The organism is Calothrix sp. NIES-2100 (genome assembly GCF_963875285.1).
In the GTDB taxonomy this organism is placed as follows: Bacteria; Cyanobacteriota; Cyanobacteriia; order Cyanobacteriales; family Nostocaceae; genus Aulosira.
In genome coordinates, this window is record NZ_CAWNLA010000001.1 from 81,776 (window position 1) to 98,590 (window position 16,815).

A 16,815-nucleotide genomic window follows, 5' to 3' on the forward strand; every position below is an offset into this window, starting at 1 on the left:
ATTAAGATTCTGACTCCAAAGCGCACCTCAAGCAGTACAATGTGCGGGGGTTTGATTAACAATGCTATGCTACGTCCCGCGCCAATGAGAAGATCCAGAAAATTTCGGTTGCTTAAGGCACTTAAGAACTTCGTAATTTTACTATTAGTGTTGGGACTGTTATTAGTAGGATGTGTTACTTATAATGTGCGTCAATCCTTTCCTGTAGAAAATGGAGCGATCGCTCTTTCGGGATTGAAGGCTGAGGTAAGCGTTCAGCGCGATCAATGGGGTGTTCCCCACATTTACGCCGCCAATTCCCACGATCTATTTATGGCGCAAGGATACATCCACGCCCAAGACCGGTTTTGGCAAATGGACTTTTGGCGACACATCGGTTCTGGGCGACTCTCCGAAATGTTTGGTTCCTCCCAAATCACCACAGACAAGTATCTGCGAACAATGGGTTGGGCTAGGGTGGCGCAGCAAGAAATCGCACAAGTTAATGCTCAGATGAAGGGATATCTGGAAGCCTACGCTGATGGAGTAAATGCTTATCTAGCAGAGCATCAAGGCAGTAAACTCAGTCTAGAATATGCGGTGTTGAAATTGCTCAATCCTGGGTATAAACCAGAACCTTGGCAAATGCTGCACTCCCTAACTTGGGGTAAGGTGATGGCTTATGATTTGGGGAGAAACTTTGAGCGGGAAATTGAACGTACCATTTTACTGAAAACCTTAAATCTGGCTCAGGTAGAAGAACTTTTCCCGCCATACCCCCAAGACTTACCAGTAATTTTACCAGACCTGCAACAAAGAAAAACCGGAGAGGACGACGATTTTGACGAGACAGAATTGATTGCTTCTAGTATTGTGGAAGCAAAATCAGCAATTACCCCAGCTTTGGAGTCAATTACCAAGCCCATGCTAGCTTTAGAGGAATTAATCGGTTCTAGGGGAATTGGGATTGGCTCGAATAACTGGGTAATATCGGGGAAGCGCACGAGTACAGGTAAGCCAATCTTAGCGAATGATCCGCATTTAGCAGTACAATTACCTTCGATTTGGTATGAAGTGGGATTGCACTGTATACCCAAGAGTGCAGAATGTCCCTACAATGTGACCGGCTTTTCCTTCGCGGGGATGCTAGGAGTAATTATCGGTCATAGCGATCGCATTGCTTGGGGTGTGACCAATGTGGAACCAGATGTCATGGATTTATACATTGAGAAAATTAACCCAGACAACCCCAACCAATATGAGGTTAATGGTAAATGGGTGGATATGCAACTAGTCCAAGAGACGATTCAAGTTGCTCTAAATCAGCCGATTGTGCAAACAGTGCGCTACACCAGACATGGCCCCATTCTCTCGGATGTCTCACCTAAGTTACAACAGTTAAGTGCAAATCAGGGGGTAGAAATCCCGCCACAATACGCTGTGGCTTTGCGCTGGACTGCCTTAGAACCGGCTACTTTAGGATATGCTATTCCTTTACTGAATCGTGCCCAAAATTGGGAAGAATTTCGCACGGCGGCGAAAAACTTTGATGTCCCTGCCCAAAACCTAGTTTATGCTGACGTTGATGGCAATATTGGCTACCAAATGCCAGGTAAATTACCCATCCGCGCCAAAGGAAATGGGCGCTATCCGGTTCCTGGTTGGACAGATGAATATGAGTGGCTAGGCTATATTGACTTTGAGCAGCTACCCAAAAGTTTTAACCCACCCCAAGGTTACATTGTTACCGCTAACAATTTAGTCCAAAATAAATATCCTTATTTAATTACCACCGACTGGGTTTATGGCTACCGCGCACAGCGGATTGTCGAGATGATTGCCCAGGCAGATCAACTTTTATCCCTGCTGGATGTAGAGTTGATCCAGGGCGATAACCGCAATTTAAATGCCAAAACTCTCGTACCATTATTAAAAGCTATCTCCCTGGATACCCTACAGCTGGAAGCTGCAAGACAATTACTCATCAATTGGAATATGCAGCTAGAAATGTCATCGCCTGCGGCGGCTTTGTTTGAGGTATTCTGGAAACACTTACTCGCAGATACCTTCCACGATCAGTTACCTCAAGAGTATTTTCCCGATGGAGGCGATCGCTGGTATGAAGTTATGAAAAATCTGGTGAAACAGCCAAATAGTAGCTGGTGGGATAACCGCAACACCCCAACCCTAGAGAACCGTGACACAATTGTGCGTCAGGCTTTTACGGAAGCTGTAAATGAACTCGAACAAATTCAAGGTAAAGATCCAAACTCCTGGAACTGGGGTAAGTTACATACCGTTACATTTCGTAACGCTACTTTAGGTAAATCTGGAGTTGCACCTATGGAAGCTTTATTTAATCGGGGTAATTTTGCTACTGGAGGGAATGGGGAAACCGTCAACGCAAATCGCTGGAAAGCCAACCAATCTTTTGAGGTGACAGATATTCCTTCCCTACGGATGATTGTAGATTTGAATAATCTGGATAAATCGGTAGCAATTCATACCCCAGGACAATCAGGTCATGCCTTCCATAAGCATTACACAGATATGGTTGATTATTGGCGCAAAATTGAATATCACCCCATGCTTTGGGAGAAAGAAATTGTGAATACTAACACAGCTGCAACACTTAAGTTAATTCCCAAATTGGCAAGTTGACAAGGAGACATTGGGTATTAAGAGTTAAATATTTATCTGACTAAGCTGCAATCTTCTTGACATCAAATTTTTAAATGGCATCTACCAATAGATAGATTCTTGTAATTTTGAGATTGAAAAAAATAAATTATATAGCTTTAATCGCAAACTTAATCAGCAGTTGATATTGCTTGCTGTGGTTAAAGAAAACCATTGCTTACCTTCGGTTTATACGGATGTAGTCATCGGATTTTTTACCTGATAATTCATATTATGTAGCTGTCTAATTTTTCTAGTTTGGTATCTATTATGCCTGAGTATCCCTCCAATATTGATATGCTATGAGTGACTATTCTCCGATTAATAATTACTGTTTGCAAAATAATCTCTATAGTTTGTTTTTGGAACACCTACCAATTGCGGCTGCGATGTTAGATTGCGAAATGAAGTATTTACTCACCAGCCAACGATGGTTGAGTGAGCTAGGCTTGGAGGGACAAGAGATTATTGGGCGATCGCACAAAGATGTATTTCGGCACTTCAGTGAATCATTGACACAGGCATATCAGCACTGTGTGATGGCAGCTGTGGGATTGTGTATAGAGGAGGAATTTCAGCAGACTCATGGTTTAACAGGCTGGCGACAATGGACGTTTCAACCTTGGTACAGCTGCACGGGAGTTGTCAACGGGGTGATGCTATTAATTGAAGATGTCACAAATCGTAAACAGGCAGAACTGTTACTACGTCAGGAACATAAAAAAGCTGAAGAAGCTATGTTTCGTCTAGCAGCAATTGTCGAGTCCTCGGATGATGCGATTATGAGCAAAACCTTGGATAGTGTGATTGTCAGCTGGAATCGTGGCGCACAAAGACTGTTTGGTTACACAGCACAAGAAATGATCGCTCAATCTGTAACAATGTTGATTCCTGGCGATCGCATCGATGAGGAATCCCAAATTATCGAGAAACTCAGGCGCGGAGAACGGGTTGATCACTTTGAAACAGTGCGTCAAAGCAAGGATGGAACCTTGATTGATATTTCGCTAACCATTTCTCCAGTTAAAGATTTCACAGGTAAAATCATTGGTGCTTCCACAATTGCTCGCGATATCAGTGTTCGCAAACAAGCCGAAGCAGCTTTGCGACACTCCGAAGCCCAATTACGGCAGAAAGCAGCCGATCTGGAAACTACCTTACTGGAACTGAAACGAACCCAAGCTCAGCTAGTGCAGAATGAGAAAATGTCTAGTTTGGGTCAATTAGTGGCTGGGGTAGCCCATGAAATCAATAACCCCGTTAACTTTATTTATGCTAACTTAAATCCTGCCAAAGACTACATTCAAGATTTGCTAGGACTACTGCAATTATATCAACAGCATTACCCCAACCCAGAAACGGAAATCCACAACAAAAGCCAGCAAATCGATCTAGATTTCCTTGTGATAGATTTGCCCAAGTTACTCTATTCAATGGAAGTTGGTGCAGAAAGAATTAAAAATATTGTACTTTCTTTACGGAATTTCTCCCGTAAGGATGAAGCCGAAATGAAATCTGTCAATATCCATGAAGGGATTGATAGTACGTTGATGATTTTACAGAATCGCCTGAAAGCCAAGCAAGATTATCCGGAAATCCAAGTGATTAAAAACTATGGTAACCTGCCATTAGTTGAGTGCTATGCCGGACAACTCAACCAAGTATTTATGAACATTATTAACAATGCAATCGATGCCCTGGAAGAACGAGACCAATGGCGCACATTTGCGGAGATTAAACAACAGCCTAGCCAAATTCAGATTTGTACAGAGATAGTAAATTCAGACCACATACAGATCCGGATTTCGGATAACGGCTATGGTATTCCAGAATCTGTGCAAAAGCGATTGTGTGAACCATTTTTTACGACTAAGCCAGTTGGTAAAGGGACAGGATTAGGAATGTCGATTAGCTACCAGATTGTGACCGAAAAGCATGGCGGCTCATTACAGTGCTATTCTATACCTGGTCAGGGAGCCGAGTTTGCGATCAAAATTCCGATTCGGCAGTCTCAGCAGCTAGCTAATAAAATAGAAAAAACCTATTTTAATTAAGTTAAAAAACTTAAAAATGAGTGCGATCGCATCTTTTAAAGACCTTAATCGTTCAACTTAATTTGGGTTTAATACATTAAGATAAATTAGGGTATTAGTATCAATTAATTGCCTGAGCGATCGCAGTTATTATAAATTTCATAATTCTTCTAACTTCATAAATGATTCCTCTCAATTCTGTAAGTTAATTATCAGTTTTTTGAATTAGTGTAACTTTAGTCTCTTACCAAGATAAAATATTATATTTTCTGATATCGCATTCCTGGTAATTGGGAAACCAAACCCATTAATTCTAACTGTAATAAAGCGCTGGAAACTGAGCCTGTATTCAAGTTAGTTTTTTGCACAATAAAATCAAAGGGTAAAGCATCACACCCTAGAGTATCTATTACCTGTTGCAATTCTGGTGATAAATTGGTTAAAGGCAACTGCTGCGGTGCTGAGGATTCTGCAACTACATCCAATTGTGGTATTGCTCCCAGCATTTTTAAGAGTTCGTCTAATTCTTTGAGAATCATCGAAGCTCCTTGACTAATTAATTTTAAACACCCTTGGGATGGCAAGTCGTCTAATCTTCCAGGTAATGCATAGACATCTCTACCAAAATCATTGGCGTAGGTGGCTGTAATTAAAGCGCCGGATTTTAAAGGCGCTTCTATCACTAAAATGGCGCGGCTTAAACCTGCAATGATGCGATTGCGGCGCGGAAAGTGGGTGCGATCGGGTGGAGTTTTGGCGGGATATTCACTGACTACTAATCCCGCAGTCAAAATTTGTTTGTACAAATCCCGATTTTTGGGTGGATAGATGATATCTACACCCGTACCTAAAACTGCGATCGTCCGTCCACCTGCTTTCATTGTGGCTGAGTGGCTTTCGGTATCAATTCCCTCAGCCATCCCAGAAACAACTGTGAAACCGTTTTTTGCTAAAGCTGTACTAATCTGGCGAGTCCAACGGATGCCATAATCTGAGGGTTGACGAGTCCCGACAATCCCAACTAAGGGTTTATGTCCGAGATTTTCTTGGAGTTCTACTTCCCCGCGATAGTACAAAATCGCAGGTGGACTGGGTGTTTCTAATAGTAACCGGGGATAATCTGCATCTGCTGGTGTCCAAAAATGGGGGTTTTCTTGTTGGTGCTTGATCAGTAGTTGTTCTGGATGGAGACGCGATCGCTGTTTGACTACTTTTTCTAATGTCTGCGAACCAAAACCCTCTACCTGTGCTAATTCCAACCCAGTCGCTTTCCAAGCTGTTGCCAGTGTGCCAAAATGCTGTTGCAAGCGCCGTAGCAATACTGGGCCAATCCCAGAAATTTGCGACCAAGCTAACCAATACGCGCGTTCTTCTCCCACTTTTCCATCCTCACACCACCTTGATTGAGTATTCCCAAATTTGCTTGATCTGTTCATGCACTACTAAGTAAGTAGGCGCGATTTAACCGAACTGTGTCAAGTTTTGTCGGGGGAAAGGGGTAAAGGGTAAAGGGGAAGAGAAATCTGTGAGATTAAATATCGGGAAACAATTATTTTTCCATTCCCCCTTACCCTCAATGCAAAGGTTCGACCTTCCTTAGCGTTTTACAACACTTATGAGAAAATTGATACTCTAGTAAGCTATTATGCTTTTAAGTTGCACAATCCATCGTGAGGGCTGTTGACAGTTGACCTTTGACAGTCAACAGTTAACAGCCCTTATTAGTAGTTATGCTTTTTTAGCGCGCATTAGCTTAGAATTACTGCGGAAAATTCGTTGTAATTAGGTAGCTATGGAAAAATTCAATTAGATAGCCAGAGACCAAATCCGGTCGCAGAGGTATAGCTACAACAACATATTTTCATCTAGCCAATCGATGAGATTTTGGAGTATTATTGCATAGGAATTAATCTGGAATATGTAATTAATTGAATTCAAAATTGTTATTTTTTTTATTTATCTGCTTGTCAAAATTTACAGTAATTTATGTCATTTTGAAAAAGTTTTTTAGTATTTATTAGTAAGTAAGATGCGTTTGTCCTCATAAGCCAACTGACGTAAGGGAATTTCAATCACAAACTCTGCCCCATGTCCCTCCTCTGAATGACAGTAAAGCCGTCCACAATGCCGATTAACAACCACTTGATGACTAATTGATAAGCCTAATCCAGTTCCTCTGCCCACAGGTTTCGTAGTAAAAAACGGATCGAACAGCTTGGAGCAAATGGCTGGCGAAATTCCTGGACCATTATCCGAAATTCTAATACAAACCCAATTGTCGTCAAATACCTCAGTCCGAATCCGAATGTAACTTGGATTTAATAGAGTTTCTGCCTGTGTTCGTTTTTCATTAAAGTCATCTAAAGCATCGATCGCATTAGAAAGAATGTTCATAAAAACTTGATTTAGTTGCCCAGCGTAGCACTCTACTGTTGGCAACAACCCATACTCTCGAATCACTTGAATTTCCACATGGTTAGATCGTCCTCTCAGCCGATTTCGCAGAATCATCAACGTGCTGTCAATTCCTTCATGAAGATCGATTTCCTTACATTCAGCTTCATCAAGGCGGGAAAAAATTCGCAGCGATTTCACAATGTCGCTGATTCGTTCAGATCCCACCTGCATCGAGTTCAGAACTTTAGTAATATCTATTTTGAGAAAGTTCAAATCAATGTCTTCGATCAAGCTCTGAATCCCCTCACTGGACTGGGGATACTCTTCCTGATAAGCCTCCACCAGTGTTAGTAAGTTTTCAACATACTCATGAACGTAGGTTAAATTCCCGTGAATGAAATTTGCCGGGTTGTTTATTTCATGGGCGACACCGGCTACGAGTTGTCCTAAGCTCGACATTTTCTCGGTCTGTACGAGCTGCGCTTGAGTTGACTGCAAATCCTTGAGTGCGTGTTCAAGTTCTCGAGCCTGAGTCTTTGCGGTTTGAGCCAGTTGCGCTTGAGAGGCTAAAGCTTGCTCAAGCTGTACTTGCTTGTGGGTCAGTTCCGTCGTTAGCCTTTGAGTATCTGCTAGAGCCGTACTCCTCACTTGCAGAAGCACTAAAAAATCACAGATTGAATCATGAATGGGAAAATCCTTGAACTTGACTCCCAAGGGAGCTAAATCGCTGACATCGGTGACCCAAATCGAACAGAGAAAAAAGATGACATCTTGAGTGTCGTCATAGCTCATCTGCCCCTTAAGTTGTAAATCATGGTGTAGAAATTCTAACAAGAAGACGGAGCGCGATCGCTTCTGAAATATCTCAAAATCGACCGCAACACTAGGACGCATTACACGCAAATGATCGTTAAGGCGATCGCCGACTAACAGCTTGGGGCAAACTCGTTGCAAAACTTCTCCCACCTGTAAAATTTCCAAATTGCGATTAAACACAATGTGAAATGGAAAAGCCTCAGCGAATAGCTGGGGACTAAGGTAAAATTTAGCACCTTCTTTAGACAGATCTGTTGGCTTGGTAGTTAACGGCGAACTCGTCATGGTCATGACCTTCTTCTCGACTTTGAATCTGTGTTACTTCAACCTTGGTATCAAAGCGCTTCCCCAAACCCTCTAAAAGGCCAAATACCATTGGGGCTAATCCTTCGCGGGAAGAATAGTAGTGTAAATGCAAGGAGTTTTCTTCAGCTTCGGCACACTCAAACGAAGGGGGTTGAAGTTTTGGAAACACAATTCCAACACGAGCATGTAAATTATCTAAATTTTCGAGGAACTCCGGCAGGCTTTCTCCGCACATATCAATGATTTCGCTGAAACCTTCTGCCGCCGTGTAGCGTACCCAGTGTTCTCCAAACGCTTTCATGACTTCCGCATCGGATAATCCTAAAATCTCACTTGCAGCTAGGATTAATCGGTAAGTTACATTGTCGTGATAGCTTTTGATGTTGACAAACTGCTCTTCTACCTCGGCTTTGTGCCGCACTTCTAGCCAAATTTCTGGGCCAAACTTGCTGCAAATCATATCTTGGATTGCTTTGTTGATTAATCCATACATACTGTTACTAATTTCCTTAATGGTGTCTGACGAATTACGAATTGATATAAACTCTTAACCTGAAGCGGCGGGAAAACACACATTGCTTTTTGCCGCATAGATAGCTTGCTCAATTCCATCCCACAAGGTATGGCGCGATCGCAGTGCTTGTTCAGTCATCCGCTGAGCTTCTTCCCACTTCTTGACATCGTTCTCACAAAGATTGATCAGCAATTTCTTACCCATAGGTGCATGGCTTTCTTCATCTAAATGCATATGGCGCTCAAGATAGAGACGAAAAGCATGACAGCGAACGCCTTTTGCCTGTTCGACTTGCTCCAATAAGCGGCTGAACATTTTGGGAATGATGTCCTCACGACCAAAAAGCAACGTTGCAGCAACTTCATGAGTTGAACCCTGAACACTGCTTAAAGTGTTCAGCACAAATTGTTTAGTTGTTGCAGGAATGGGAAGGGATATTAGCGCTTGCTCAGCTATATCACCTTGATGTAGACATTCAAGGAAAGCTTGCATAGGCCGACAATTTGCGCCAACTTCCTCCATAGCTAATAGATAAAGCTCAAAATGACTGATGTAGTAACCCGGTTTAACTTCATCGGTTTCTTCGGATAAAACAATTTCGTTGATAAATCTGGCAGAACTTGCAACTTTGGCAGGTATCCACGGTATATCTACACAAGTTAACCGTCGCTGAAGCGTTTTCACCAAGGTCATGAAGTCCCAAACAGCGAAGATGTGGGATTCCATAAAGACTCTCAGGGCGACAAGATCATTGACCTGAGTATAAACAGGGTGTGAGAGCAAAGCTGTCCGGAGAAAGTTGGTGTTCTGAACCAAAGCCGTGTAATTATCGCTCGTCTGGTTATTAAAATCGCTGTAGGAAGCAATACCCTCAACTTGCTTGGAGATCAACGTATCTTGGCTTTCTAAACTAGTCGCTTTCAGTAAATGAGACATGAGTAGAGCAAATAGAAACGCTATTTGTTTCTATTTTGTTCGTTCCCAACCCTTAACTGTCTCAGTTGATTTATGGATTTTTCTGTAAGTTTTATATGTTTTTTATAAGCATAAAAGTTGATACACTTAGGTAAATTACAGCAGATTGCCTGTAAATGAGGTACACTTCAGTAGTGCAGGAAAGAGTACAATCAAAGCTGATACCATCGACTTGCGAGAACAAATACTAAAGGCTGATTCTCAAGGTGATATCCCAATCAGAAAGTGGCTCTAAGGTTTGCTGTAGCTAAAAGTTTTGTATAAAAACTAATATACTGAGAATCAGACTCAAGGTCATGTACAACCAAGACAGCAAGGTGGAGCTTTTGAGAGTGGGTTGGATGGATATGAAGCTCAACTAGCTGCAATGTTTGAAAAATACCTACTAGTAGTTCACCACACTAAATACGATGGGCAAAAAACGAACCGCAAAGGCACGAAGTACACGAAGTGAGAAGGAAAGAAGAGAAATTTAAAATTTGATTTCCCCATCAAAATCAATGTGGTGAACCACTAGTAGTCTGTCAATTTTGTTTTGAGGGATTTTTGGTAGTGTGTTCGCGTAGCGTGTCCGTTGGCGCAGCCTCCCGCAGGGAAGGACAAACGTCTCGCTCACGCGGGCTTTTCGGCCCGCACTACAGTCCATAATTTTTATTTTGATAGACCACTAGATACAACTTTAGTTTCCTGTGGTGATGATTTGGCGATAATTACTGCTTTTAAATTCAGCCACAGCTTCTTGTATTGCATAGTCTGGTAGCCATCCTTGCACAACCAAGATTTCTGCTGATTTGATGGGAGAAGTAACGGACAGAATCGTGAAAATCATCTATCCCTGAACCGTTACTGTCCAAATTTATTGGCGTTTGATTAATCTGATTTTGGGAAGTTTTATTTGTTGGCGATTTTTTCGCTTCTCTATTAAACCTGTTGTGAACGCTGTTGTTTCAAATAAGTAAACACAGATTTATCGCCAATATCCGCCGGAATTGCTTGCACTGTCTTACGCAAAGCAAATACTAAAAACAAAATTGCCCAAATTCCCAATAGCACCTGTTCCCCCTGAATTGGTAAAATTCCGACTAAATGACCGAGTAACAACAGTGGTACTGTGAAGGTTAAGATTTGAGTTTCCAGGCGATTAAAGCAAAAAGCTTCTTTGAAATAAATACCTGTGAGCGCAACAAAGGTAAATCCAATTCCGAATAAGCTAAGAGGATGATTGTAAACGTAAACAGCCAAAGGTTCATTGTTAGATAGCGCCAATCCGATGGCTGCAATGCTACCAATCGCCCAAAAAATCTGTAAAAATCGGTGCAGTAATGCCATATATATATGGATGGTCAATAAACTCACACCGAGAGCGAGGGTAAAACAGGCGTATAGCCAAGTTAAGATGGTAAAGTTAATTGGCTGATTGTTGAACAATACTAAAGCGCTACCTATAGCAAAGCTGAGTGCAGCTATCATTAATCCAGCGCGGTAGATAATCACACCAATGCGATCGCTCTGAGTAATTGTAAATTCCCCAAACTGACCTTGATATACTTCTGGGGCTGATAATGTTTGTGTAGTCATAGTAAATCAGTTATGAATCTAGATTGCGAATGAGTCCCTCGTACTTAGTCTAATCACAAATGACTAATGACTAATGACAAATGACCTCTAACCTATCTTGCAAGTTGATTTGCAATTGTGAATGTGCATTACCGCTATTGATCGCAATTTCTACCCAGCCGTGACTCCCAACTAAAGCGATCGCTTCTCCCACTGCTACATCACTATAGGTTTCACACCCTGGTATACTCAATCCACGGACTTGCACGCGCCAGGTTTTGCCTTGGACGTATCTTCCGGGAATGTTACTCACTAAGTTGCCAAAGTGGTCAATATATTGAATACAACCTACTACACCGGTTGTTGTTTCTTGGCATTCACCTATATTTAGTTGAACCAAGGTTGCGGGATCTATTTCTCTTCCTAGTTCTGGGATCGGTACGCCACTAGCCAAATTAGCTCCCACTGGTGCAAATATATCTCTACCATGAAATGTGTTACTGGGTTGGGGGGTGCGCCAATAGTTAAAATTTGTTAACTCAACCGCTGCGATCGCTGGATTTTGACTGAGTACTCCACTAAAGATGCCATTATCTGGCCCTACCAAAAATCCACCAGCAAATTCGACTGCGATCGCTCGGCGCTGGCTTCCCACTCCCGGATCTACCACCGCTACATGCACTGTCCCCGGCGGAAAATAAGCATAAGCATTCATTAAGCAAAACCTAGCAGCAGCAATGTTTTGCGGCGGAATCTGGTGCGTCAAATCGATCACCTTGAGCCGAGAGTTGATTTGCGCGATCGCTCCCTTCATCACCCCCACATAGACATCGCGATCGCCAAAATCGCTCAATAAAGTCAGGATTTTAGCTGGTGGTAATTGTTGCTCCTCAGTCCAGGATGCATCAGAGATTCTTACTTTATCCATTGGTACATTAGACGTATATCTATACACATGCAAAAAAGAATATTTTTCTGTAACAACCGCTACGAAATTTGTGCTATATTAGGAAAACAAGATAAAAAGGTGAAATCTTAAAGAGGTAATCATTATGAATACAAATAGATTACAAGCTGCAAACAGAGCCAGAGATGCCCACAGACAAAACATTCAAAGAGATATAGAACGCCGCTTGCAAGTAGCCAGAACCCAGGGCGACGAAAAGCTAGTTCGTCAATTAGAAGCTGAATTGAGATACTTCGCCTAAATGAAGCTTTTATTGTGCTTAGTTTTGTTGTGCATAAGCCCGCTACGGCGGGTTTTTGTTTGTCAAGAGTCAACTGAAGGCGCTCAGTATGAAGTATGAAATTATCCCACCCGTCACCCTAGCAGTAGATTTTCTACACCTATCGTTGTCGTCGTAGTTGCTACCTGAATAATCCTACTGTATTGCAACCGCCATTGTAGTGCATTAGAAATTGTCAGGTAGCCCATTTCTGGCGGTTGCTGCAAAATTCTTTCTGCAAGTACCTCACGGCCAATTTCATCTAAAGGAAAGTTACGTTCCTCTAAAAATGCTATGACATCTTCTTTGTTACCATGACGACGTAAGATTTCTCTTAACCCGTAGGTTGTTTGGTAATCTCCAGTTTGTTCTCTGGCTACAAAAACGACGTTCTGGAAGTTTAAATTAGCAGTGCGAGAGCTATGTTCATCAATCTTTTCATATGCAAATATCAACAGATGATAGCCCAATCCATATACTTTTTGACTAGCATTCCGAAAGGGACAAGAAGACTGGGGCTGTCGAATTGATGTTACTTTCAAATCAACTTCTAATTCAGGAAAATCAATTCCCAAAGCAGCACTACCAATCGTGTATTCGTAATTTATCGATAAATATTGATTAAAAGTAAATTCAACGTATGTCCCTACAGCTTTACCATCTGTAACCCCGTATAGATTCGGAATTTGTGTGGCACTAATTACAGTACAAAAATCCCGTGCAGCAGTTTTGAGGGAAGATAAGGTGAGAGGTTGCATTTTTTAAATAGCCAAACTTAATTGCTGCCAATTAGGTTTACACAATTCAAAATTTCTTTGACCAATTCTTTTACATACCCACTCTACACAAGCTGGTACAATGGCATTTCCAAATAATGTGTATTGATCGTAAATTCTGGCAACTTGACACCAAGTATCAGGAAAACCCATAAGTCGGGCATATTCAATATTAGTTAAACGTCGAAATTTATCACCTACTTGGTAGCGTTCATAATGCCTAGATGTTGAAGCAGTCAGTGTTGATGCAATACCATTAATTCCAAAAATAGTATAACCAAGTCTCGCCCCTCCATCTTGGTTGTACAAAATTTCAACTCCATTACAATAGCGATTGACAGGCTTACTTTGCTTAATCCGCTCCAGCGTCTCGGCAGTAAAATCAAATTGAGTGTCCACTATTGACTCATCTTGAAGAATATCTTGAAGCCTTTTTCTAGGCTGGATATCAGGCAATGATGAAATCTTTTGACTGAACATCTTATGTTTATAGGCAACTCCCCAATTATCATTTTTACTTTTCATAGCCATAATTGGCCACATATATTTTACCAATGGCTCTTCGAGATTTGTCCATAAAATATTGTCATTTTGAGTCAAAAAAACCGATAGCTTTTCTAAATCAAAAGGTGTTATATCTATTGAGCTAATTTTCGTGCCAAAGATAAAAATTCTATCTCGATTTTGGGGTATTCCAAAACTCAATGGATTAATTAGTCGCCATTCAATAAAATAATCCAATTCAGAAAGTGCATTTAAAATTAATCGAAAATGATAGCCATTTTCCATTGTCAAAAGTCTTTTGACATTTTCCAAAAAAAAATATTTTGGTTGCTTCTGGTCTAGTATTTGTATAATTCGCTCAAATAGTGTTCCCCTAAATCTATCTCTCACACCGAGTTTTTTACCAGCAGGACTAAAAGGTTGGCAAGGGAAGCCAGCAGTTAAAATATCGTGACTGGGAATGTCTAATAAAGATATTTCGTTGATATCGCCTAAAACAATAGAGTCTTTACCAAAATTACTTTCATAAACTTTACAACACAGTTGATCGATATCATTTGCCCATACTGTTTGAATGTTTGAATTTGCCATACCCAGGCGAAATCCACCGATACCAGCAAAAAGCTCTAAGGCTTTAAGTTTGTTTGTTGTCATCTACACATTAATTTTGAAACAAATTATAGCTCTTAGCAAAGAGGTCTATTATTAATTTCTTTGCCGTTTCAATTCAGGTAATTGGTGGGCAATGCCCACCTAATTAGACAATTCGCTAGTTCACTAAGTTTTTGGTTTGTAAGTTGAAGCAACGTGCAATTCTTTCAACTGCTTCGCATCCACCCCAGAAGGCGCATCTGTCAACAAGCAACGGGCTTGTTGTGTCTTCGGAAAAGCGATGACATCGCGAATGGATTCTTCTTTCGCTAACAACATCGCTAACCGATCTAAACCGTAGGCGATACCACCATGCGGCGGTGTACCATATTCAAAGGCTTCTAAAAGAAAGCCAAATTTATTCTGGGCTTCTTCGGGGGACAAACCGATGGCTTCAAACACCTGTTCTTGAACATCGCGCTGATAAATCCGCCGACTACCACCGCCAACTTCAAAGCCGTTGAATACTAAATCATAGGCTTGGGCGCGGGCGGTTTTTAAGTCATGTAAATCATCGGGATGGGGTGCAGTAAAGGGGTGGTGTAGCGCTTCTAAGCGTTTTTCATCAGCATTCCACTCGAACATGGGGAAATCGGTAATCCAGAGCAAGTTAATTTTTTCTGGATCGATTAAGCCAAATTCTTTAGCAGCAAATTGCCGTAATCTATCTAAAGTTTTATTAACTGTGGCGGTATCACCAGCCCCAAATAGCAGCAAATGTCCGGCTTTTGCACCTGTACGGCGTAAAATTTCCGCTTTTTGTTCAGGGCTGAGGTTGTCTTTAATTGCGCCAATGGTGTCAATTTCACCCTCTTCGCGAACGCGGATGTAAGCTAAACCTTTAGCGCCTGCTTCACTCGCTTCTTTGAAAATATCACCGCCTGTTTTGATGCGGACATTGGAAATAGCATCGTTACCATTGGGAATGGGTAAGATTTTGACGATACCACCATTGGCGATCGCATCTCGAAAAACTTTAAACCCAGAATCTTTTAAGATATCAGAAACATCAACTAGTTCCAAACCATAACGAGTATCTGGTTTATCACTACCGTAGCGTTCCATCGCTTCTTTATAGGTAAGACGGGGAAAAGGATGATGTAACTCAATTCCTTTAACAGTTTTGAAGATATAAGCAACTAACTTCTCATTGAGTTGGATAATTTCTTCTTGAGACATGAAACTCATTTCCATGTCCAACTGCGTAAATTCCGGTTGTCTGTCGGCGCGTAAGTCTTCATCGCGGAAGCAACGGGCTATCTGATAGTATCTGTCTAGACCGGATACCATCAGCAATTGCTTAAATAATTGCGGTGATTGCGGTAAAGCAAACCACTCACCAGGGTTGACGCGACTGGGAAGGATATAATCCCGCGCCCCTTCTGGGGTGGAACGGGTAAGAATCGGGGTTTCAACTTCAATAAAACCTTCGATGTCTTCCAAATAGCGACGCATGGCTTTGACAACTTGATGACGCAATTGTATATTCTTCGCCATGCGATCGCGTCGCAAATCCAAGTAACGATACTTCAGCCGTAATTCTTCGCGCACATTCTCGGTGTCAGCGCTGGAAACCTGGAATGGTAACTGTTTGCGCACACCATTGAGGATTTCAATTTTATCGGCGTAGATTTCAATTTCGCCGGTAGGTAGGCGAGGATTTAGGGATTCGTCGGGACGTTGTGTCACTCTACCAGTGATTGCCACAACATATTCATTCCGCAGAGCATTAGCTTGCTCATAGGAATCTGGGGTGCGTTGGGGATCGCTGACAATTTGGAGAATGCCAGAGCGATCGCGTAAATCTAAGAATATCACGCCCCCATGATCGCGGCGACGGTCTACCCATCCGTACAAGGTAACAGTTTCTCCAATATGTTCTTTTCGGAGTTCGCCGCAATAGTGAGTTCGCATAGGTGTTAATTTTTTCTTTGGCTCTAGATGGGCAAGTAAATCACAAAGCTTTCCCATTATCTAGCATCAATAGTATCTAATTGAAGACAAGATGGCATAATCTCCGGACAAACGGCTGCGGAGATCGGACAGATGTGTCTTTTGGTAACTATACCTTATCTTCCATCCTGGTAGGCGCATAGCCTCAGGTAAACAGAGTTTTCGGGTGTTACACATCAGTATCCTGGTGCTGATCTATGTTTGCATGAATTTTCTTTACGTTAGTCTGTCCTCGTGTCGGCTGTTGATAGTCTGATTACGCTTTGTGAATCTATGCTTTTGTTTTCCCTACATAGCCCGTCTCTAGGATTGAAAAATTTTCGCGCCAAAATGACCACAAAACTGTAAGCTAAACAGTTAAAGTTTAAATTAACGAATTGAAATATCACTTTCAGATTTTTGACCGCAGATAAATAATACAGCGATCGCGTTAATCAACCACCCATTAG

Annotated in this window: 13 protein-coding genes; 3 read left to right on the forward strand and 10 right to left on the reverse strand. The window is 41.7% G+C overall.

The window, feature by feature from the left end:
* The first annotated feature begins 84 nt into the window (after positions 1–84).
* Complete coding sequence (locus AACU32_RS00365) at positions 85–2,640, forward strand: penicillin acylase family protein (protein ID WP_096607797.1); 2,556 nt, start codon at positions 85–87, stop codon at positions 2,638–2,640.
* Between the two features lie 320 nt (positions 2,641–2,960).
* On the forward strand, positions 2,961–4,712 hold the full coding sequence (locus AACU32_RS00370) for a PAS domain-containing sensor histidine kinase (RefSeq protein ID WP_096596787.1): 1,752 nt from the start codon (positions 2,961–2,963) through the stop codon (positions 4,710–4,712).
* Between the two features lie 239 nt (positions 4,713–4,951).
* Here the strand turns inward: AACU32_RS00370 and dprA are convergent, their stop codons facing one another.
* From dprA to AACU32_RS00405, 7 genes are all read right to left on the reverse strand, one after another.
* Positions 4,952–6,070 carry a DNA-processing protein DprA gene (dprA, locus tag AACU32_RS00375; protein WP_096596789.1) on the reverse strand — a complete coding sequence of 373 codons (1,119 nt, stop codon included), beginning with the start codon at positions 6,068–6,070 and terminating at the stop codon, positions 4,952–4,954.
* Between the two features lie 628 nt (positions 6,071–6,698).
* Positions 6,699–8,195: an ATP-binding protein gene (locus tag AACU32_RS00380; RefSeq protein WP_339377361.1), complete on the reverse strand. Its 1,497-nt coding sequence runs from the start codon at positions 8,193–8,195 to the stop codon at positions 6,699–6,701.
* On the reverse strand, positions 8,146–8,703 hold the full coding sequence (locus tag AACU32_RS00385; protein ID WP_096596794.1) for a heme NO-binding domain-containing protein: 558 nt from the start codon (positions 8,701–8,703) through the stop codon (positions 8,146–8,148). Before AACU32_RS00385 ends, AACU32_RS00380 begins: the two co-directional genes overlap by 50 nt.
* A 54-nt stretch (positions 8,704–8,757) precedes the next feature.
* Positions 8,758–9,660: a DUF3050 domain-containing protein gene (locus AACU32_RS00390; protein WP_096596797.1), complete on the reverse strand. Its 903-nt coding sequence runs from the start codon at positions 9,658–9,660 to the stop codon at positions 8,758–8,760.
* A gap of 718 nt (positions 9,661–10,378) precedes the next feature.
* Positions 10,379–10,528, reverse strand: coding sequence for a hypothetical protein (locus AACU32_RS00395; RefSeq protein WP_339377363.1), 150 nt, complete (start codon positions 10,526–10,528; stop codon positions 10,379–10,381).
* A 92-nt stretch (positions 10,529–10,620) separates the two neighbouring features.
* Positions 10,621–11,277 (reverse strand): DUF2301 domain-containing membrane protein, encoded by a 657-nt coding sequence (locus AACU32_RS00400; protein WP_096596800.1) that lies wholly within the window; start codon positions 11,275–11,277, stop codon positions 10,621–10,623.
* 70 nt (positions 11,278–11,347) lie between these two features.
* Entirely contained in the window at positions 11,348–12,184 is an 837-nt protein-coding gene (locus tag AACU32_RS00405) for an SAM hydrolase/SAM-dependent halogenase family protein (protein ID WP_096596802.1), read from the reverse strand.
* Between the two features lie 124 nt (positions 12,185–12,308).
* Here AACU32_RS00405 and pirA point away from each other — a divergent pair, with 124 nt between their 5' ends.
* Positions 12,309–12,464: an arginine synthesis PII-interacting regulator PirA gene (pirA, locus tag AACU32_RS00410; protein ID WP_339377364.1), complete on the forward strand. Its 156-nt coding sequence runs from the start codon at positions 12,309–12,311 to the stop codon at positions 12,462–12,464.
* Between the two features lie 113 nt (positions 12,465–12,577).
* Here pirA and AACU32_RS00415 read toward each other — a convergent pair whose 3' ends face one another.
* The 3 genes from AACU32_RS00415 to aspS form a co-directional block, all read right to left on the reverse strand.
* Positions 12,578–13,240: a restriction endonuclease gene (locus AACU32_RS00415; RefSeq protein WP_096596805.1), complete on the reverse strand. Its 663-nt coding sequence runs from the start codon at positions 13,238–13,240 to the stop codon at positions 12,578–12,580.
* A gap of 3 nt (positions 13,241–13,243) precedes the next feature.
* Entirely contained in the window at positions 13,244–14,416 is a 1,173-nt protein-coding gene (locus AACU32_RS00420; RefSeq protein WP_096596807.1) for a DNA cytosine methyltransferase, read from the reverse strand.
* 123 nt (positions 14,417–14,539) lie between these two features.
* A complete protein-coding gene (aspS, locus tag AACU32_RS00425; protein WP_096607798.1) occupies positions 14,540–16,327 on the reverse strand; it encodes an aspartate--tRNA ligase in 1,788 nt (595 codons plus the stop codon).
* Positions 16,328–16,815 lie beyond the last annotated feature (488 nt).